The sequence below is a fragment of the Chryseobacterium pennae genome (assembly GCF_003385515.1).
Taxonomy (GTDB): Bacteria; Bacteroidota; Bacteroidia; order Flavobacteriales; family Weeksellaceae; genus Chryseobacterium; species Chryseobacterium pennae.
In genome coordinates, this window is sequence record NZ_QNVT01000014.1 from 22,044 (window position 1) to 41,485 (window position 19,442).

A 19,442-nucleotide genomic window follows, 5' to 3' on the forward strand; every position below is an offset into this window, starting at 1 on the left:
ATAAAGTATCAGATGCTTTTTTCAATTTATAATCTACCTGTACTTTTAAACCATTCTTTGCAAGATCTTCATCATAATAAATTTTATAACTGATTTTGTTTTGTGAAAAAAAATAATGGCAGTATAAGCGCCAGGAAAATTAATTTTCTGAACATGGATTAAGTCGTTTTTTTCAAATTTAATATAAAATCCAGAACACAAGACAATTCATGAGGTGTTTTGAAAAAATAAGATAGGTGGCAGGTAAGCCTTTCAAAATTTGTTGCCATTAAAATAAAAATTGAGAAAGAAAATGAATGAGGTAATCCTGGAAAAAAATTGGCTTACTATGGATTGCAGCAGGTTTTTTATGAAAATAAGAGGGTGAAAATCGATAAAAATCGGTTTCAGAGTAGAAATATGTTAAAATTTCACTCATTTTGGCCAAACTTTTTTCTCTGCTACTAGGCTGGAATCACCATAAAACCTATATTTGCAGCCTAAATTTTTAAATATAATGAAAGAACTAATTGAAAAAATCAACGCAGAATTTGAAGCGTTCACAACTGAGGCAAACCAACAAGCTGAAAAAGGAAACAAGGCAGCAGGTACAAGAGCTCGTAAATCAGCTTTAGAACTTAGCAAATTGTTCAAAGATTTCAGAAAAGTTTCTGTAGAAGAATCTAAGAAGTAATTCAACCTTTAGCCGGCTTTTGTAGCCGGTTTTTTTATGCCTTTATTTTTGAGACTTCGGATTTTGCGATTTTCAATTTTGAAGGCATTACTGTTTATTGAATGGAAATAATTATACAGATGGATAAATAATTCTATCAATATTCCCGATCATTGAAACCATCTCACTTTATAATTTTATAAGTATATATGTTGAAATAACGCTGAAGCTCAAGTTTTGCTGAGCGTGATATTCTTTTATATAAAAAAACAACTTTCAGTTTTATTCTTCCGATTTTCAATTTTTTACACTCTATCGTGAAAACTGTAAATTTAATTTGTATTTTAATTGTCTTAACAGTAAGCACTTTCATGAAACATTATCATGTCTTATTTGCTCTGGTTTTCGGACTTTTTTCGGGCCAAAAATTAAGAGTAGAAGATTCAGAAACCGGAGCTCCGGTTCCCAATGCAAGAATTATTCTCCATAACCAGATTGTTTATACCAATGAAGACGGTTTTGCTCCGGTAGATCAGGATGTAGCTGACTTCGGAGTGTCAGCTTCGGGTTTTCAAAGCGCAGTAATACCAGCATATAATTCCTCAGTAAAGCTTAAAAGAGCATATAAAAATATTGACGAAGTAAAAATGGCCAGTGTAGATCTTAGGGAGATCTTTGAGGATGTCAATACAAATTATAAAAAGAGATATTACAGAAAATCATCTGTTTACAATGTGGTCTACAAAGAGAAAAAGACGGATAATGATAAGCTGTATTTTCTAGCCATTGCAGAAGCGAAGCTTTGGAGTAAAAGCAATTATTATAGTTACAGAGACGGGGTTAAAATGGATTATGACCAGATTCTTCAAATGCAGCTGAATAATGTGAAATATCTGAAAAATAACAAATCAGACAGTATTTTTACTACAGGTAACAGAGAGTTTTCTCATGAATATATGGGGAATTATTTTTTCAATTTTGAACTTAACCGGGTGTTATTTCATATAAAAAGTAAGGGTGCAAAATATTCGGGGACCATGGTATTTGAAGATGGTAACGAACAATTGGTGATCTTTAAGATCAGATCTGGAGAAGGAATTGAAATGAAAGGGGAGTTTAAATATAACACGGCAGATAAAGTAATTACGTATTTTGAAGTCCATTACATACAGGAAAATTACCCTATGGTCAAAAGAAAAACAGCCGGAGGAGAAGAATACGATTATAAACTTGGAAATGCAATGCTGGTATTTGATTTTTCTAAAAATGATGATGGGTATGTTCCTGCATTGACTAAACTTGAAGGCTACAAATACTTTGCAGTTTACAAAGGAGTAAAACATGAGAAAAACTTCAGCAGAGAACTGATCTATAATACCTTTAGGAAATCTGATGACAAAGGTCTTGATCCAAAGGTAGACTTCAGTAAAAACATCTGGGATAACGTTCCTGTAAAGGAAAATAAGAACAATACCATTCTGCTTTCCGAAGAAGAACAGATTTTTATGAATGGAAAATAATCCTTTAGATTTGAATTTTTATATTTTCGTTTACCGGTGAATGTTTGTATCTGTTTGGTAACGAGTTATTAATATGGTTTTGTTTGTGATAATTACAGGCTCAATAATTTTATATTCGTAAAAATCCATGCTGTAATTTTTAAGCCAAATTGAGTATACAGAATATTGTCACTTTTTCAACTGTGAAATTCTTAAAATTGTAGAGTTACGGTTTATTCAAACAGTATTTATACCTACTTTTTATGCCCATTCCTTCATCATCTCCGCAATTTCTTTTATCTTTAGTGCAATCAATATACATTATGAGGATAAATAGATTTTTTGCAGTACCGGCTGTAATGTTGGCTGCCCAGTTTTCATGGGCCCAGGTAAAGGTAGACCCAAAAGAAAGCCTTAATCCAATCGTAAAGAGTTTTGTAGATGAAGTAAACAACAGTTCCCAGCTTGAAGGCATGGCTTATGAGCTTCTGGATGGGATAGGACCCCGTCTTGTAGGGACTCCAGAAATGCTTGCTGCTAATGAATGGAGTGCAGAAAAGCTTCGTTCATGGGGTATTGAGGCCAATCTTCAGCAGTTCGGGACCTGGAAGGGATGGCAGAGAGGAACCACTCATGTTGATATGGTTTTTCCAAGGGTAAAATCATTGTCTGCCACTCAGCTGGCATGGAGTCCGGCTACCAAAAAGGCTGTGGAAGCAGAAGTAGTAGCTCTTCCAAAAGTATCAACCAAAGCCGAATTCGATAAATGGCTTCCTTCCGTAAAAGGGAAAATTGTGCTGATGGCCCAGTATCAGAAAATCGGACGTTCTGATGAGCAGATTAAGGAATTTGCTACTCCGGAACTTTATGAAAAACTTAAGGCAGAAAAAGAGCAGGCAACCAAGGATTTTGCAGCTTATGTAAAAAATATCGGCTATGATAATAATACACTTCCTGAAGCTTTAGAAAATGCAGGAGCAGCTGGAATTGCTATTTCAAACTGGACCGGAATTATGGGGGCAAACAGAATCTTTGGAGCTAAGACATCCAAAATTCCTATGGTAGACATTGATGTGGAAGATTACGGAATGCTTTACAGAATGGCAGAAAAAGGGGCTCAGCCTAAAATTAAAATCGATGCCCAGTCCAAGGTGCTTCCGGAGGCAAAAAGTTTTAATACGATCGGTATGATTAAAGGGAAAGAAAAGCCGGATGAGTATGTGATCCTTTCTGCTCACCTTGATTCATGGGACGGAGCACAGGGAGCTACAGACAATGGTACGGGAACACTTACAATGCTTGAAACCATGAGAATCCTTAAAAAATACTATCCTAATAACAAAAGAACTATTGTGATTGGTCTTTGGGGAAGTGAAGAACAGGGATTGAACGGTTCAAGAGGCTTTGTGGCAGATAATCCTCAGATTATTAAAGGAACACAGGCAGCATTCAACCAGGATAACGGTACCGGACGTGTTGTTAATATCAGTGGTCAGGGGTTCGTAAAAGCTTATGATTATATTGGAAAATGGCTTGATGGTGTTCCAAAAGCGGTAAGAAGTCACATAAAGACAGATTTCCCTGGAATGCCTGGCGGTGGCGGATCAGATCATGCTTCATTTGTGGCAGCAGGAGTACCTGGATTCTCATTAGGTTCTCTGAATTGGGGATATTTCGGATACACCTGGCATACTACAAAAGATACTTATGACAAGATTGTTTTTGATGAGGTGAAGAATAACGTGATCTTAACGGCAGCTTTGGCTTATATGGCTTCTGAAGATCCTGAATTTACCAATAGGGAGAAAAGAGTAATGCCTAAAGACGAGAAAGGAAATACGGTACAATGGCCGGAAGCAAAAGAGCCTAAAAGAAGTTCTAAAGATTATAAATAAAAGGGTCTTTTAAAAAATAGCTCTTCAGTAAAAAGGTTGCCTGAAAAGGCGACCCTTTTTTTACTTTTTTACTTCACTTATTGTTGAAATAATGCCTTTGTGTTTGCTTTTTAGTAATGGCTATTTTAGCATAAATAATCTTCATGTATGATTGTTGCATGCAAAAATGCAGATTAAATATTAAGTGATTGAAAAACAATGGTGTACGAATACCTAATAAACGGAGCTGTTTCAGAAATGGAACAGCTTTTATTTTGCATAAATTTTAATTTTTTTGTACATGTTTTTAGTATAATATGCAATAAAAACACACGTAAATACAAAAAGAGATAAAGTGGGGATCTTTAATTTTAAAAAGCTTTTAGAATTAAAAAACACACATTATGAAAAAAAATATTTTGGTCGGGAAAAATCCTGCTCACAGAATTGAACCTATAGAAAAACAGAATTTTTATCTTGTAAAGTCTGGAGAAACCTTGGAAAGTATCGCCAGGGACCTGATGCTTGAAAACCACGAATACCTCCGTGAATATCACAATAAACGGTGCAGTTTTCTTGATATTATTCCTGAAAACGGAGCGTTGAGATTTTTGCATAAGCTCTGTATTCCTGATGAAAGAGAGATCCGGACCATAAATTCTTTGATCAGGGAGCATGGAGAAGGCTGGTATAAACAGTTCCCCAAAGGAAAAATTCCTTTTAACCGAAGATCTGTACTTGGAGATTATAGAGTAAAGCAAACCGAAAGTGATGATGGAGTTCAGAAAAGTGAATATGCCTATTCATTACATTTTAATCATATAAAAGAAGAAAAAGGACATTATATTCATTTTTCAATGAGTGATTTTGAAAAAGACGGAGAAGAGCCGGGAGAGAAGATAAGTAACCTGGCTTCCGCATTTGTAAAAATTATTTATCCCATAACATTGATTGTAGACCGCTCCGGAGAACTGACAGCAGCAGAAACCCATAAAGGGATCTTGGAAATGATGAGTGAAATTGAATCATTAAAAAACTATCATCAGGGATTCTATGCATCTTCACATATTGATCATATGAAAGCTAAAATGGCTACTCCTCAGATTATTTATAACAGTGTGAAAAAGATACTGCCAATACAGTTTCTGTTCAGCCTTTTTTATCAGGCCGACTATAACATAAAGGGAACAGCAGTTCCGTATACAGATGATTTCTCATGGCTGGCTCCGGCTTCTCCGGTTAAAATGGAATTACTGAATCATACTTTACCGGAAAGAGATTCCCGTTTCATAGAAATTTTACAGACTGGCAAATCCGTAGATTATCGTACCGTTGAAGAATTGTATAATACAGACCTTGAATATGAGGAAGAAACAAAGCCTCATTTACAATCATTGACGGCCAATCATTCAGCAATATATACTTTGAATGCTGAAGATTTTTCTGTTCAGAAGATAAAAGCAGAATTTGATATTCAGATTGCCGGTTATGAGAAGTCTATGACTTTTGAACTGGAAAAATTAGCAGGTTAATTAAAAAACACGACTGAACCAACTCAACACAAAAATTATGTCAGAAAATTTATCAGCACACGATGGTAAACACTTTGTCATCCAAAAAGGCAGAGCCTGCTGTAATCAGGGAGATTTATTCCCTCAGTTTAAGGTAATGTCCCATCAGAAGCATTACTGGAATCATCATGAAACTTCAGAAGATAATCTTGCTGTTACGGAAGAAGATGTAGAGTTCAACCCTTCCGGGGCAAGCTTCGGCAAATGCAGATTAAAACCTACCTCCGGAGGGTATTTACCATGCGCTTATGCTCCAGTCGGAAAATGGCAGAAAACTTATGAAAAAGTAAAGATTATGGGGAAAAGCTGTCTTTCTGAAATCTCTGAGCTGATGTGCAGTACCGGAGGAATCATTACAGTGAAGGAACATGGGCAAACCTCAACCATGAACCGGCAAAATATAACGTTGGCTGATCCGAAAAGCTATCATTTTATCAATCCGTTTATGGATTTAAAAGAATCCAGGGAAGATCTGGAAGAACCCGATGCGGTCTACGAGTAACATGTTTCAAAATTAACAGATATGGCAAAATTGACTATTACCGGAAGTACAAAACCTGTTGTTGGAAACGTAGAGGCTTATTCACTTGCAGTTTTTGATAATCTGATATCTTCCAATTCCTTTTCATTTCCACCTGCTAAAATACAGTGGAATATCCATGTACAGGACCGGAAAGGATGGCGAATTACTCATGGAAATAAAAAAGAAGGCGAGCAGATTACTTATAAATTCACCCATAAAAGTTTACAATATAAAGCTTTAAAAATTGAAGTAACGAGAGGGAAGGATAAAGGTGAACTGTATATAAAACCAAAGCAGGCTGAGGTACCGAAAATACTCCGTATAAATTTATTGGACATTAATTCTTAGCGTTTAAAAAAAGGAAAACTGCTTCATTATACAGATGCTTTAATCGCTAAGGCTTATTGTGTGGGGATGTTCGGTCATAAAGTATCTTTCACCTTATGGGAAGATGATGCAATAGGAAAAGGGCATGATCCGGTGATAAATATGATGAACAGAATCAATCCGGTACCTTTTGTAGGAGAAGTGGATCATGAAGGTATTGCTAAAGTAATTTTCAGGTTACCCAGCTATACTATGGCTGTGCAGATTGCCAATGCTCAGGTAGCGGAAGGAGATAAGAACGAAGGGAAAGCTCATGAGTATTATGTGACGGCAGAAATGATTTCCAAACATATTCTAAAGGCCAGTCCCAATGTAAATATTGCCAATCCTACCCATATTCCTGAGCTTCCTGAAAAGCAAAAATCCAAGGAAACTTCTCCTCCTCACAGGAAATCTCCGGTTGCTCCTGAAAAGAAAGAGGTAAAGCCTGGTAAACCAAAACCTAAAGAAGATACACCTAAATTTCCTCAAACTCCGGCTGCAAAAAAACAGGCTGATCCTGAAGGGAAAATCATAAGTGCAGCATTTACAGATGCAGCAGGAAAACCTTTGAAAAATGCTAAAACAGGTGATGCTGTATCGATTAAGATCGTTACTCAAAGTATGAAAGGTAAAAATGTAATGGTAAGAATCTGGGAAGAAGACTTCTCACGGTATAGCAATGATCTTGTGTATGAAAAATCTGTAACATTGGCCTATGACACTACCAACTTTATTAACGGTATTATCCTGACCAAAGCTATGTATACCAAAAGCTATGAATGGGGTGAAGGCAATGAACGGGAATATTTTATAGAAGTTGAACATTTGAATACCTCTGTAACGTCTCAGGTGATCCCTGTAAGTGCTGGTGCAGAACCGATGAAGGTGGAGGCTAATGATTCTGTTGTAGTGATTAACGAGAAGAAAGAAGAGAAAAAGATAAACTGTATATGTCAGGAACAATATAAAGATTTAATCTGGAGTGGTAAAGTAAGTTGTGATTTTAGAAAAAAAGTAGTTGAAATATGTAAGGATTTATGGCCTAAAAATTATATGGTAATGGCTAATAATCTCATGGCCTGTATTGCTTGGGAAACAGGAGAAAGTTTTAGCCCTTCTGCTAAAAATCCTAAGTCTACAGCAACAGGGTTAATTCAATTTATGGCTGATACAGCTAAAGACTTAGGAACAACTACAAGTGCACTTGCAAAGATGACGGCAGTAAAACAATTGGATTATGTGAAAAAATATTTTGAAAATATAAGAATTAAGGATTATGAATTTGTGGATTTTTATTTAAGAATTCTATTTCCAGCTTCAATGGGAAAGTCTGATGAACATGTTGTATTTAGTAGAGATGGAGAAGGTTTGAATAAAAATGATAGAAACTATAAAGAGCGGATAAATGCTTATGGAGTAAATTCTGGGTTTGATACTAATCCTAAATATGGTAATGGAGATGGAATGGTAACCAAGGCAGAAATAAAAAAAGGAATCCAAAAATATATTGAGAAAGGAAAATTAAATAAAGTAAAAGTCTTTGACTGTCAAAAAGGTAATGCTGTTGCAACTTTATTGCCTGAAAAAGGAACTTGGAATGTGATCATTACAGAACATTATACTGGTAATAAATGTACCCACTTAGAACGAACGCCAATTAGAAATAATTGCAGAAGAGGAAAAATAGAAGTTTTCGATGATAATAGTAAGGTGGTATTTACAATAGTTGATTGTTTACTGGAAGGAATAAAAGGAGAAGATAGAAGTAAAACTTCAGCAGATGTTCCATATGGGGCTTATAAAATAAATGAAAGTACTCCTTTTTATAGTTCTACAGCCGCAAATAAAATTACATATGGTCCAAATCCAAGATTAGTTTTTGAACCTATTAAGGGACGTAAAGATGAGGCTGATAACAGTGGAAGATCTGCTATTAGAATACATGGAGGCAGACAGGAAGGTTATCCTGTTAAAACATTAAAAAGAACCGAAGGATGTATAAGAATTTACGATAAGGATGCAAAAGACTTCTATAATTGGTGGATTGAATTTAAAAAAACAGATCCAGGTGTAAAACCTGGAAAAGTAATAATTAAAAAATAAATTATGAAAATATTCCTATTGATTACACTTCTCCTTATAACAGGTTGCCAGAATAATAAACAAAATAATGAACTTATGACTCAAAAAACTATAGAACTGGAGAAGGAAAGTAAACTCATTGATAATATACATTTAGAAAATAACTACCTGTTTGATAAAAATAATATTCTGCTTAAAAAGATTAAATATAAAGAAGATTATATCGAAAATATTAAGATAAAAGATCTTTTGGATAAGAACTTTAGAAGCTCATTCATAGAATATCTGTCTGATATTAAAACAGAAGAAGACGAGCTGAAATCTTCTTTCACTTGCCAGTTATTATTGCTAAGAATAGCAGAATTATCGGATAGCAATGCTTTTTATATATTATCTGAGATTTCAAAGAATGAAACAGTCTCTTATAATGGAATCGAGCTCTATGAAAACCTTTTGATCCAAATGTTTTTAAATGATTCTTATTTCTTTATTCAGCAAAGTGTAAAATATAATGATTCTTCATTGTTAAATTATATTCTTAAAATGTCTCAAGGGTACTTTGTTGATGAGGATTTTTTAGATATGAATTTAGGTTATATAAAGTCTGGTGAAAAAGATCTGTTGCTTTTAAAATCTGAGGCACAGAAAGAAATAGTATATTTTCCATTGATGAAAAAGATGGATGGGATGCCAAAAGTAAAAGTGCAGCTTGGACCCTCTTTTTATACCAATTTTGAAACGATCAATAAAGATTTTGTAAATATTAATTCTTTTTTTGGAAAAGAGCTGATGCAAAAGATGAATGTGCCGGAAATGAATTATTTTAAACAACACGTTTTTCCTATGATCGAAAAACTTCAATTAAACTCAGGTGAAATTAGTAATAAATAGATATTACAAATGAATAAAAGTTTCTTTCAATCAAGCATTAGATTGAGGTATGTTTTATTACTTGTGCAGATGCTTTCATGTACAAAAACGGATAGTCCGGTAAATGGAGAACGTAAAAACTCAACATTCCTGACAGATCAAAGTGATAATCAAGAAGAAAAATAATGATATCACAAAATTAGGTAATGAGTCAGAAGGAGAGGATGAACTTATTTCTGGTGAGTTATTTAAACAATGGAAAGGCTTGATAAAACCTGATAGTTGTATATTTAAAAGCTGGTTAGCAGATAATAAAAGGAAAAGGTATAGTAAGGATGATAACTATCAAGAATACATTGGAGGAATTTTTGCCACAGCCAATAAAGATTCTATAGAGTTTTTTTACAAAAAGAATAATAGAAGGGAGGAATGAGAACCTATCACCTTTATTAACATTGATTAAACGAAAGAATGAATACTTTATATCAAGTTTTCTCACCTCTCCGCCTCATAACGGGATTATTGAAATGCCGGTACAAAAGATCAAATAAAAAATAAATCCGTCCCACAGTTTTGCGGGACGGATTTTATTTAAATATAATTTTTTAAATCAGAAAATACTGAAATCTGGGCTTCATGCTGTTTAGAAAGCTTTCCAAATCCATATTCGCAGAAGATAAAAGGCAACTCGTTGGAAGCAGCAGAATCATAATCAGTTTGGGTATCCCCAACATATACAGAATCATCAACAGATAAACTGTTTCTCTCCATGAGAAGCTTTATGTTTTCTGACTTCGTTTTTTGAGTGCGTCCATGAGATTCAAAGTCTACAAAGAGATTATTGAACTGGTAATATTCTAAAAAAGACTCAATATATCCGTCCTGGCAGTTGCTTACAATAAAAAGATTGTGGGTATTGGCCAGGCTTTTCAGTGTATCTTCCACACCAGGATAAAGAATACCGCCTTGAATACGCAATACCTTGTTTTCCTGAGCTACCACTTCAGAAAGAAGTTCCTGAATCTGCAGATCCGAAATTCCCGGAAGCATATCCTTCAGAATATCGTGGGCGAGTAAACCCATATATTGATTCATATCGTCAGGCTTCAGCTCTTGCTGGATAAGTTGATGCTTGCCTAAAACATCATTCCATATTTTGATGATCGTTGCTCTGGAATCCCATAAAGTTCCGTCCAGATCGAAAATTAAATTTTTATAACTCAAAATGTTTCTTGTTTAATTGATGAATAAAGACTTTTAACAAGCAATTATTTAACCATTAAGGTCAGTTAAGTAAAAATCAAAGGTTTTTATAAACAAATACTTTAAAGCGAAGTTCAACTTAATATTCTAAACCCTTAAAATATTTTAAGAATTAAAACAATACAGATCACATGCTTACAAAATCATACTCAACTGCACTCTCTTCCTCGCTTCATCCACCTCAGTTACCTTTACTCTCACATGTTGATGCAGTTTTACAACCTCATTCACATCCGATACAAATCCATCTTTAAGCTGTGAAATATGAACCAGTCCGCTTTCCTTGATCCCAAGATCTACAAAACATCCAAATGCGGTAATATTATTGACGATTCCCGGTAAGATCATGCCTGCTTTCAAGTCTCTGATACTTTTTACATTGGGATCAAATTCAAATACTTTAGCGGCTTTCCTTGGATCCAAACCAGGTTTTTCAAGCTCTTTTAAAATATCCTTGATTCCCAGGATTCCGATGTCTCCGGTAATATATTGTTCAGGGTTTACCAGGGCTATTTTTTCCTTATTGGCAATCAGCTCATTGGTTTTAATGCCCAGGTCCTTGGCCATTTTTTCAACAATTCCGTACGCTTCAGGGTGTACGGCAGAATTATCCAATGGATTTTTTGAATTACTGATTCGTACAAATGCAGCGGCCTGCTGGAATGCCTTTTCTCCAAGTCTCGGAACCTTTTTAAGCTGTTTTCTGTCTTCAAAAGCTCCGTTTTCAGCTCTGAAATTCACAATGTTTTCAGCCATTTTCTCTCCAATCCCGGAAACATAGCTTAATAATGATTTGCTGGCTGTATTCAGGTTGATTCCTACGGAGTTCACACATCTCATCACAGTAGAATCCAGTTCATTTTTCAATTGAGTCTGATCCACATCATGCTGATACTGTCCAACGCCAATCGATTTCGGGTCAATTTTAACCAGTTCAGCCAATGGATCTGAAAGTCTTCTTCCGATAGAAACCGCACCACGAACCGTTACATCATAGCTTGGAAATTCATCCCTTGCAATTTTACTGGCAGAATACACAGAGGCACCCGCTTCCGAAACCACAAAAACCTGTAAAGGCTTATCAAAAGCAATTTTCTTAATGAAAAACTCAGTTTCACGGCTTGCTGTTCCATTCCCAATAGAAATTGCTTCAATATTGTAAGCATTCACCATAGAACGGATCTTTTTCATTGCCATTCCGGATTCATTCTGTGGAGCATGAGGGTAGAGGGTCTCATTATGAAGAAGATCTCCTTTTTCATCTATACAAACTACTTTACAGCCGCTTCTGTAACCGGGATCAATCGCCAGTATCCTTTTCTCTCCCAGTGGGGGAGCCAGAAGTAACTGACTTAGGTTTTCAGAGAAGATTTCAATGGCTTTTTTATCAGCTCTTTCTTTAGCTTCCTGTAAAGCTTCATTGGAAATAGCAGGCTCCAGAAGCCTTTTATAACTGTCTTTTATCGCTAATGCAATCTGTTCAGAACTTTCATTATCAGATTTGATAATTGCTTTTTCAATAAAATCGACGGCTTCTTCCTTGTCAATTCCCACGTTGGTTTTCACAAAACCTTCCGCTTCAGCTCTCAACATAGCCAAAAGCCTGTGAGAAGGAATTCTGCTGAGGTTTTCTTCCCACTCGAAATACTGAGAGAACTTCTGGGCATCTTCTTCATCCTTTTTAGCCTTCACGACTTTAGACGTAACAACAGCCTTACGCTGGAATAAACGACGCAGATTCTTACGGACATACATGTTTTCATTGATCCATTCTGCCATAATGTCTCTCGCTCCCTGAAGGGCATCTTCTTCAGAAGGAACCTCATTATTCAAATATTTGGATGCCAGAAACTGCACTTCATTATTCTTCTGGCTCATAATGATTTTGGCTAAAGGCTCTAATCCTTTTTCCTTAGCATTATCCGCTTTGGTTTTTTTACGCTTTTTAAAAGGCAGATATAGATCTTCCAACTCCTGAATATCAAAGCTTTCTTCAATTCTTTGTCTAAGCTCGGGGGTCAGTGCATTCTGTTCTTCTATAGATTTTACAATAGATTCCTTTCTCTTTACAATTTCATCAAACTGCTTGCTGATCTTTGAGATCTTCTCAATCTGTACTTCATCCAAATTTCCGGTTTTATCCTTACGGTAACGGGAAATAAAAGGAATGGTACAGTCTTCTGCTAATAATTGTAAAGTATTGTTGATGCTCTTCTCAGAAATATCGAGCTGTTTCTGTATAAATTCTACGGTCGTCATTGTTCTGTTTTCGGAAGGCTAAAATAGGGTTTTAAAACGAAAAAAGGCGAGTTGCCCCGCCTTGAATGTTTTCACAACGGAATAATCCTTATTGTGAATTGCTTTTCAAAATTATTACTACAAATATAGAAGAAAACATCTTTACTATAATTATGGGAATCCATAATTTGAATGTTTTTTTTATTTCTATTTTTATGTAATACCAAAAAATAAAATGATGATTAAAAATATACTTGGATTAGACTTGGGAACCAACTCCATTGGCTGGGCTTTGATAAGACAGAATTTTGAAAACAAGTATGGCGAAATTCTTGGGATGGGAAGCCGAATTATTCCAATGGATCAGAAGGTTCTTGGAGAATTTGGTGCCGGAAATTCTGTTTCACAAACCGCGGCAAGAACTGATTACAGAGGGGTAAGAAGACTGCGTGAAAGATTTTTGTTAAGAAGAGAAAGGCTTCACAGAGTTTTGAACGTTTTGAATTTTCTTCCGGAACATTATGCTTTGCAAATTGATTTTGAAAAACGATTTGGAAAGTTCAAAGAAGAGTCTGAACCGAAATTGGCTTATAATAATGATGGATTTATTTTCAAGAATTCTTTTGATGAAATGCTTACTGATTTTAAAAATCATCAACCCCAACTTTTAGAAAATGACAAAAAAATTCCCTACGATTGGACGATTTATTATCTCCGAAAAAAGGCACTTGCTCATAAAATACAAAAAGAAGAGCTGGCCTGGATTCTATTGAATTTTAATCAAAAACGTGGATATTATCAATTACGTGGCGAGGAAGAGGAAGAGAATCCAAATAAACTTGTAGAATTTTATTCCTTAAAAATTATAGATGTTTTGGAAGATGAGCCTCAAAAAGGGAAATCTGATATTTGGTATTCTTTAATTTTAGAAAATGGTTGGATTTACAGACGTTCAAGCAAAACGTCTTTATTAGATTGGAAAGATAAAACAAGAGATTTTATTGTTTCTACTGATTTAAATGATGATGGAAGTGTCAAAACTGACAAAGACGGAAATGAAAAAAGAAGTTTCCGTGCACCTAGCGAAAATGATTGGGCGCTTATAAAAAAGAAAACCGAGCAGGAAATTGATAAATCCCACAAAACTGTTGGAACATATATTTATGAAACTCTTCTTAAAAATCCGAAACAGAAGATCAAAGGCAAACTGGTTCGTACCATCGAAAGAAAGTTTTACAAGAAAGAACTTAAACAGATTTTAGAAAAGCAGAAAGAATTTTATCAGGAGTTGAAGAATGACGACCTGTACAACGATTGTGTGCGGGAATTGTATCGAAATAACGAAGCACATCAGTTGACTTTAAGTAAAAAAGAATTTGTACACCTTTTTATGAATGATATTATTTTTTACCAAAGACCTTTGAGAAGTCAGAAATCATCTATTTCCAATTGTACTTTGGAATTCAGAAAGTATAAAGATGCAAATGGAGTAGAACATACGCAGTTTTTAAAAGTAATCCCAAAGTCTAACCCGTTTTATCAGGAATTTCGTATCTGGCAATGGATTTTTAATTTGAATATTTATAAAAAAGATGATGATGTTAACGTTACAAAAGAATTTTTAAGCACCACCAAAGATTTTGAAAATCTATTTGAATTCTTGAATAACAGAAAAGAAATTGAACAGAAGCCACTACTTAAATTTCTATTGGAGCAAAAAGAATTTAAAGGAAAATTACTCAATGCTGAAACTGAAAAATTTCGCTGGAATTATGTTGAAGACAAAAAATATCCTTGTAACGAAACCAAAACAATGATTTCATTGAGATTGGATAAGGTTGAAAATATCTCTGATGATTTTCTGACAAGAGACATTGAACAAAAAATTTGGCACATCATCTATTCTGTCAATGACAAGATTGAATATGAAAAAGCATTGAAAACTTTTGCTGGGAAATATAAGCTGGATGAAAATTCGTTCTTCGAAGCATTCAAAAAATTTTCCCCATTTAAAAGTGAATATGGCTCCTTTTCTGAAAAAGCTATTAAGAAATTGCTGCCTTTGATGAGGTTAGGTAAATACTGGAATTACGAAAATATCAACGAACATTCAAAAGATAGGATTCAGAAAATTATTACTGGTGAATTTGATGAAAATATCAAAGATAAAGTGAGAGAAAAGGCAATTCATCTTACGGTAGAAAATGATTTTCAAGGTTTACAATTATGGTTGGCTCAATACGTTGTTTATGGAAGACATTCAGAAGGATCAATGATTGGTAAATGGAATTCTGCTGATGATTTGGAAGAATTCTTAAAAGGGTTTAAACAACATTCGCTTCGTAACCCAATTGTAGAACAGGTAATTACAGAAACGCTTCGAGTGGTAAAGGATATCTGGTTGAAATACGGAAATGGAGCTAAAGATTTCTTCAACGAAATTCATATTGAGCTGGGAAGGGAGATGAAACAAACAAAAGATGAAAGGGTAGAGGCTACAAAGAGAATAACGGAAAATGAAAATACAAATCTCCGTATCAAAGCTTTACTGGCAGAAATGATGGGTGATAATTCTGTAGAAAATGTTCGTCCTTATTCTCCTATGCAACAGGAGATTTTGAAGATTTATGAAGATGGAATTTTAAAATCTGATATAGAAATTGACGATGATATTTTGAAAATCAGTAAAACGGCCCAACCTTCTTCATCAGATTTAAAGAGATACAAACTTTGGCTGGAACAGAAGTATAAATCTCCTTATACAGGACAGATTATTCCATTAAATAAATTATTTACATTGGAATACGAAATTGAACATATCATTCCGCAAAGCAAATATTTTGATGACAGTTTTAGTAATAAAATTATTTGTGAGTCAGCAGTTAATAAATTGAAAGATAATTACATCGGTTTAGGATTTATTAAGCAGTTTGGAGGAACGATTGTTGAGTGTAGTTTTGGAAAAAGTGTAAAAGTTTTTGAAGCTGAAGAATACGAAGATTTTGTAAAAAAACATTATGCCAATAATAGAGGCAAAAGAAACAAGCTCCTTTTAGAAGAAATTCCTGAAAAAATGATTGAACGTCAGTTGAATGATACTCGTCATATCAGTAAATATATCTCAGGTGTTCTTTCCAATATCGTTCGACAGGAAGACGGTACTGATGAAGGCGTGAATTCTAAAAATATTGTTCCAGGGAATGGGAAAATTACGACACAGCTCAAACAAGATTGGGGTTTAAATGATGTTTGGAATGAATTGATTTTACCACGTTTTGAACGGATGAATCAATTGACCAATTCAACAGATTTTACTTCCTGGAATGAAAATCATCAGAAATTTTTACCAACCGTTCCTGTAGAGTTTTCAAAAGGATTTTCAAAGAAAAGAATCGACCATAGACATCACGCTTTAGATGCTTTGGTAATTGCTTGTGCGACAAAAGATCATGTGAATCTGCTTAATAATCAGTCTGCAAAATCAGATACTAAGCGTTATGATTTAAAAAAGAAACTAATGAAGTTTGAAAAAATTATTTACAAACATCCACAAACCGGCAACAGAGTCGAAAGAGAAGCTTCGAAACAATTTTTGAAGCCTTGGGATAATTTTACTGTGGATGCTAAGAATAAATTGGAAACCGTTATTGTAAGTTTTAAGCAAAATCTTCGTGTGATTAATAAGGCTACTAATTATTATGAAAAATATGTAGAAAAAGATGGTGTGAAGACAAAAGAAAGAGTAGAACAAACGGGAACAAATTGGGCAATAAGAAAGCCAATGCATAAAGAATTTGTTTATTCAAAAGTGAATTTGCCTTGGGTAAGAGTTGGTGAAAAAGAAATATTGACTGCAATTAGAAAACCGTTGGATATAAGTTTCGATGAGAAAAAAATTAGGAGCTCAATAACGGATACAGGCATACAAAAAATACTTTTGTCACATTTAGAAAATTATAAAGGTGCTTTCGATGAAAAAGGAAAAGAAATTCCTCCTGAAATTTTAGCATTCACTCCGGAATCTATAGAAGAGATGAATAAAAACATTATTGAATTAAATAACGGAGTATTTCACCAGCCAATTTTTAAAGTAAGGGTATTTGAAAAAGGAACGGGAAGGTTTTCTATTGGACAATCAGGAAATAAAAAAAATAAATATGTAGAAGCTGCTAAAGGAACTAACTTATTTTTTGCGATTTATGAAGATAAAAGTGGAAAAAGAAGCTATAAAACAATTCCTTTGAATGAAGTTATTGAAAGGCAAAAACAAAGGTTGAATTCAGTGCCATTAGAAAATAAAAAAAGAGATAAGTTATTATTTCATTTATCTCCCAATGATTTGGTTTATGTTCCTGAAGAAGATGAGTTTGTGGATGGTGATGTAAATTTGAATGATTTAAATAAGGAACAAATTAAGAGAATCTATAAAGTTGAAAAAACTTCAGGTACTGAATGTTACTTCGTCCGTCAAGATATTGCTTATCTAATAAAACAATATGATTCAAAAACTAAAATCGGAGAATTGGAAAGCCAGAATAAGCTTCAGGTCACAATGTCAGAGGATAGAATCAAAATTGCAGAGGTTTGCTTTAAAATTGATTGTGATAGGCTAGGTGATATAAATATTCTTACAAAAGAAAAAGTTAAAAAAATGTTTGATGAATATAGGTAATATTGCAATTGATACGAATGTTCTTTTATATGCTTTTGATAATAAAGATATTAAAAAGCAAGATAAGGCAGTAGAGATATTGCTTAAGAGACCATTTGTTACTCAATTAGTTCTTTTTGAATTTATAAAAATTCTCGAAAGGAAAGGGAAAAAGGATAAGAAAGAAATTACACAACTTACTATTAAAATACTTAATGATTGTACTATTTTACTATCAGAAGATATGTGTGACGGAATGATTGTCGATAAAAAATTAAAAATCATAAATCCTTTTTTATGATCACCCGCTCCATTTATATCGGCAATCCTGCTTATCTTAAACTTAAAGATGAACAGATGTATATTTTGGACCCTTCCACTAAAGAAATGAAAGGCAAGGTTCCCGTGGAAGATTTGGGGTTGCTGATGTTAGACCATTTCCAGATTACAATCTCACATCAATTGATTCAGAAAATGATGGGAAATAATGTGGTGGTGGTGAGCTGTGACGGTCATCATTTACCACACGGAATTATGCTTCCATTGTATGGACACACTGAACATTCTGACCGGATCAAAGACCAATTAGAAGCTAGTGAACCCCTCAAAAAACAACTTTGGAAACAAACTGTCGAATGTAAAATTGAAAATCAAAAAGAAGTTTTAAAACGTTTAGGGAATTATTACGAACCAATGGTTGATTATCAAAATAATGTGAAAAGCGGTGATATTACCAATATGGAAGGCATTGCAGCACAACATTACTGGAAGTATCTCGTTAGTTTGGATTTTTTGAGACAGCGTTTTGGAGATTCACCCAATCAGTTTTTCAATTTCGGATATTCGGTTCTCAGAAGCATTGTGGCAAGAGCAATTGTTGAGACCGGACTGCTTCCTGTTCTTGGAATTTTCCATAAAAATAAATATAATCCTTACTGTCTGGCCGATGATCTGATGGAACCTTATCGTCCTTTCGTTGATTTACTAGTAATGCAATGGCTTACAATCAATTCAGAGACGGAAGATTTAACTAAAGAATTTAAAGCTTTTATTTTACAGATTGCGACCAAAGATGTAAAAATAGATGATAAAAAGAGACCATTATTGGTTGCTGTGAAAACAACAGCAACATCACTGTATAAATGTTATACAGGAGAAAAGCGTCTGATCTCTTATCCTGAACTGATATGAATGCCGAAAGGTTTAATGCTTACCGAATTATGTGGGTTTTAGTATTATATGATTTACCAACAGAGACTAAGGCCAATATGAAAGATGCCAATCGCTTTCGTAAATCTTTGCTTGATGATGGTTTTACATTATTTCAGTTTTCAATGTACGTAAGGCATTGTCCGAGTCGTGAAAATGCTGAAGTTCACATTAAAAGAGTTAAGTTTATGCTTCCAAAAGCAGGTAAAGTTGCCATTATGTGCATTACTGACAAACAGTTTGGAGATATTGAAATATTCTTTGCCAGAAATAAAGAAGAACCTCCTCCAACCTTTCAACAGCTTGAATTATTCTAAATTTCAAATCCTAAAAACAAAAACAATCTGCTGATTTTCAGTAGATTGTTTTTTTGAGGCTGTGACTAATCACGAAGATAATAATTTTTGAAAGCAATTCCCAACCATTAAGCCTTAGTAAATCTGTTTTTGATAGCTGTGACTAATCACGAAGATAATAATTTTTGAAAGCAATTCCCAACGTTAGCTTCGTCGTTGTCTTGCAACAATTTGCTGTGACTAATCACGAAGATAATAATTTTTGAAAGCAATTCCCAACAACGATTAGCGCTAACGTCAAAACATTTTGGCTGTGACTAATCACGAAGATAATAATTTTTGAAA

At 34.3% G+C, this 19,442-nt stretch carries 15 protein-coding genes and 1 CRISPR repeat array (1 of these 16 only partly in view); of the genes, 13 read left to right on the plus strand and 2 right to left on the minus strand.

Annotated elements, in window-relative coordinates; translation table 11 throughout:
• Nucleotides 1-496: 496 nt before the first annotated feature.
• The 9 genes from DRF65_RS14995 (at nucleotide 497) to DRF65_RS15035 (ending at nucleotide 9,873) form a co-directional block, all read left to right on the plus strand.
• Entirely contained in the window at nucleotides 497-673 is a 177-nt protein-coding gene (locus DRF65_RS14995) for a histone H1 (RefSeq protein WP_034684091.1), read from the plus strand.
• Between the two features lie 350 nt (nucleotides 674-1,023).
• The gene (locus DRF65_RS15000) at nucleotides 1,024-2,172 is read left to right on the plus strand and encodes a carboxypeptidase-like regulatory domain-containing protein (protein WP_115971579.1); all 1,149 of its coding nucleotides are present in this window, start codon (nucleotides 1,024-1,026) and stop codon (nucleotides 2,170-2,172) included.
• Between the two features lie 302 nt (nucleotides 2,173-2,474).
• On the plus strand, nucleotides 2,475-4,046 hold the full coding sequence (locus tag DRF65_RS15005) for a M20/M25/M40 family metallo-hydrolase (protein ID WP_115971580.1): 1,572 nt from the start codon (nucleotides 2,475-2,477) through the stop codon (nucleotides 4,044-4,046).
• A gap of 383 nt (nucleotides 4,047-4,429) precedes the next feature.
• On the plus strand, nucleotides 4,430-5,557 hold the full coding sequence (locus tag DRF65_RS15010; RefSeq protein WP_115971581.1) for a hypothetical protein: 1,128 nt from the start codon (nucleotides 4,430-4,432) through the stop codon (nucleotides 5,555-5,557).
• Nucleotides 5,558-5,594: 37 nt separating this feature from the next.
• On the plus strand, nucleotides 5,595-6,098 hold the full coding sequence (locus DRF65_RS15015) for a DUF4280 domain-containing protein (protein WP_115971582.1): 504 nt from the start codon (nucleotides 5,595-5,597) through the stop codon (nucleotides 6,096-6,098).
• Nucleotides 6,099-6,119: 21 nt separating this feature from the next.
• Nucleotides 6,120-6,467, plus strand: coding sequence for a hypothetical protein (locus DRF65_RS15020; RefSeq protein WP_115971583.1), 348 nt, complete (start codon nucleotides 6,120-6,122; stop codon nucleotides 6,465-6,467).
• 66 nt (nucleotides 6,468-6,533) lie between these two features.
• Nucleotides 6,534-8,591 carry a L,D-transpeptidase family protein gene (locus DRF65_RS15025; RefSeq protein WP_115971584.1) on the plus strand — a complete coding sequence of 686 codons (2,058 nt, stop codon included), beginning with the start codon at nucleotides 6,534-6,536 and terminating at the stop codon, nucleotides 8,589-8,591.
• A gap of 3 nt (nucleotides 8,592-8,594) precedes the next feature.
• Nucleotides 8,595-9,461: a hypothetical protein gene (locus DRF65_RS15030; RefSeq protein WP_123947360.1), complete on the plus strand. Its 867-nt coding sequence runs from the start codon at nucleotides 8,595-8,597 to the stop codon at nucleotides 9,459-9,461.
• 142 nt (nucleotides 9,462-9,603) lie between these two features.
• Nucleotides 9,604-9,873: a hypothetical protein gene (locus DRF65_RS15035; protein WP_115971586.1), complete on the plus strand. Its 270-nt coding sequence runs from the start codon at nucleotides 9,604-9,606 to the stop codon at nucleotides 9,871-9,873.
• A gap of 158 nt (nucleotides 9,874-10,031) precedes the next feature.
• On the opposite strand, the gene DRF65_RS15040 is transcribed toward DRF65_RS15035, so the two are convergent.
• Nucleotides 10,032-10,664, minus strand: coding sequence for an HAD family hydrolase (locus DRF65_RS15040; protein WP_165852234.1), 633 nt, complete (start codon nucleotides 10,662-10,664; stop codon nucleotides 10,032-10,034).
• Between the two features lie 174 nt (nucleotides 10,665-10,838).
• Nucleotides 10,839-12,962, minus strand: coding sequence for a Tex family protein (locus DRF65_RS15045; RefSeq protein ID WP_115971588.1), 2,124 nt, complete (start codon nucleotides 12,960-12,962; stop codon nucleotides 10,839-10,841).
• Nucleotides 12,963-13,176: 214 nt separating this feature from the next.
• On the opposite strand from DRF65_RS15045, the gene cas9 reads away from it, so the two are divergent.
• The 4 genes from cas9 to cas2 are packed head-to-tail and all read left to right on the plus strand — an operon-like array spanning nucleotide 13,177 to nucleotide 19,118.
• Complete coding sequence (gene cas9, locus DRF65_RS15050) at nucleotides 13,177-17,613, plus strand: type II CRISPR RNA-guided endonuclease Cas9 (RefSeq protein ID WP_228438735.1); 4,437 nt, start codon at nucleotides 13,177-13,179, stop codon at nucleotides 17,611-17,613.
• Nucleotides 17,600-17,893 carry a PIN domain-containing protein gene (locus tag DRF65_RS15055; RefSeq protein ID WP_115971589.1) on the plus strand — a complete coding sequence of 98 codons (294 nt, stop codon included), beginning with the start codon at nucleotides 17,600-17,602 and terminating at the stop codon, nucleotides 17,891-17,893. The genes cas9 and DRF65_RS15055 overlap by 14 nt, the downstream gene beginning before the upstream one ends.
• Nucleotides 17,890-18,783, plus strand: a complete 894-nt coding sequence (gene cas1 / locus DRF65_RS15060; RefSeq protein ID WP_115971590.1) for a type II CRISPR-associated endonuclease Cas1 — start codon at nucleotides 17,890-17,892, stop codon at nucleotides 18,781-18,783. Before DRF65_RS15055 ends, cas1 begins: the two co-directional genes overlap by 4 nt.
• Nucleotides 18,780-19,118 (plus strand): CRISPR-associated endonuclease Cas2, encoded by a 339-nt coding sequence (gene cas2 / locus DRF65_RS15065; RefSeq protein WP_034678328.1) that lies wholly within the window; start codon nucleotides 18,780-18,782, stop codon nucleotides 19,116-19,118. The genes cas1 and cas2 overlap by 4 nt, the downstream gene beginning before the upstream one ends.
• Nucleotides 19,119-19,176: 58 nt before the next feature.
• Nucleotides 19,177-19,442: direct repeats of the CRISPR family, unit length 47 nt; unit sequence GCTGTGACTAATCACGAAGATAATAATTTTTGAAAGCAATTCCCAAC; it runs 243 nt beyond the window's last position.

Bases quoted from the DNA above. Each gene is read 5' to 3' on its own strand.
- DRF65_RS14995 (WP_034684091.1), top strand. From the start codon at position 497: ATGAAAGAACTAATTGAAAAAATCAACGCAGAATTTGAAGCGTTCACA.
- DRF65_RS15000 (WP_115971579.1), top strand. From the start codon at position 1,024: ATGAAACATTATCATGTCTTATTTGCTCTGGTTTTCGGACTTTTTTCG.
- DRF65_RS15005 (WP_115971580.1), top strand. From the start codon at position 2,475: ATGAGGATAAATAGATTTTTTGCAGTACCGGCTGTAATGTTGGCTGCC.
- DRF65_RS15010 (WP_115971581.1), top strand. From the start codon at position 4,430: ATGAAAAAAAATATTTTGGTCGGGAAAAATCCTGCTCACAGAATTGAA.
- DRF65_RS15015 (WP_115971582.1), top strand. From the start codon at position 5,595: ATGTCAGAAAATTTATCAGCACACGATGGTAAACACTTTGTCATCCAA.
- DRF65_RS15020 (WP_115971583.1), top strand. From the start codon at position 6,120: ATGGCAAAATTGACTATTACCGGAAGTACAAAACCTGTTGTTGGAAAC.
- DRF65_RS15025 (WP_115971584.1), top strand. From the start codon at position 6,534: ATGTTCGGTCATAAAGTATCTTTCACCTTATGGGAAGATGATGCAATA.
- DRF65_RS15030 (WP_123947360.1), top strand. From the start codon at position 8,595: ATGAAAATATTCCTATTGATTACACTTCTCCTTATAACAGGTTGCCAG.
- DRF65_RS15045 (WP_115971588.1), bottom strand. From the start codon at position 12,962: ATGACGACCGTAGAATTTATACAGAAACAGCTCGATATTTCTGAGAAG.
- cas9 (WP_228438735.1), top strand. From the start codon at position 13,177: ATGATGATTAAAAATATACTTGGATTAGACTTGGGAACCAACTCCATT.
- DRF65_RS15055 (WP_115971589.1), top strand. From the start codon at position 17,600: ATGAATATAGGTAATATTGCAATTGATACGAATGTTCTTTTATATGCT.
- cas1 (WP_115971590.1), top strand. From the start codon at position 17,890: ATGATCACCCGCTCCATTTATATCGGCAATCCTGCTTATCTTAAACTT.
- cas2 (WP_034678328.1), top strand. From the start codon at position 18,780: ATGAATGCCGAAAGGTTTAATGCTTACCGAATTATGTGGGTTTTAGTA.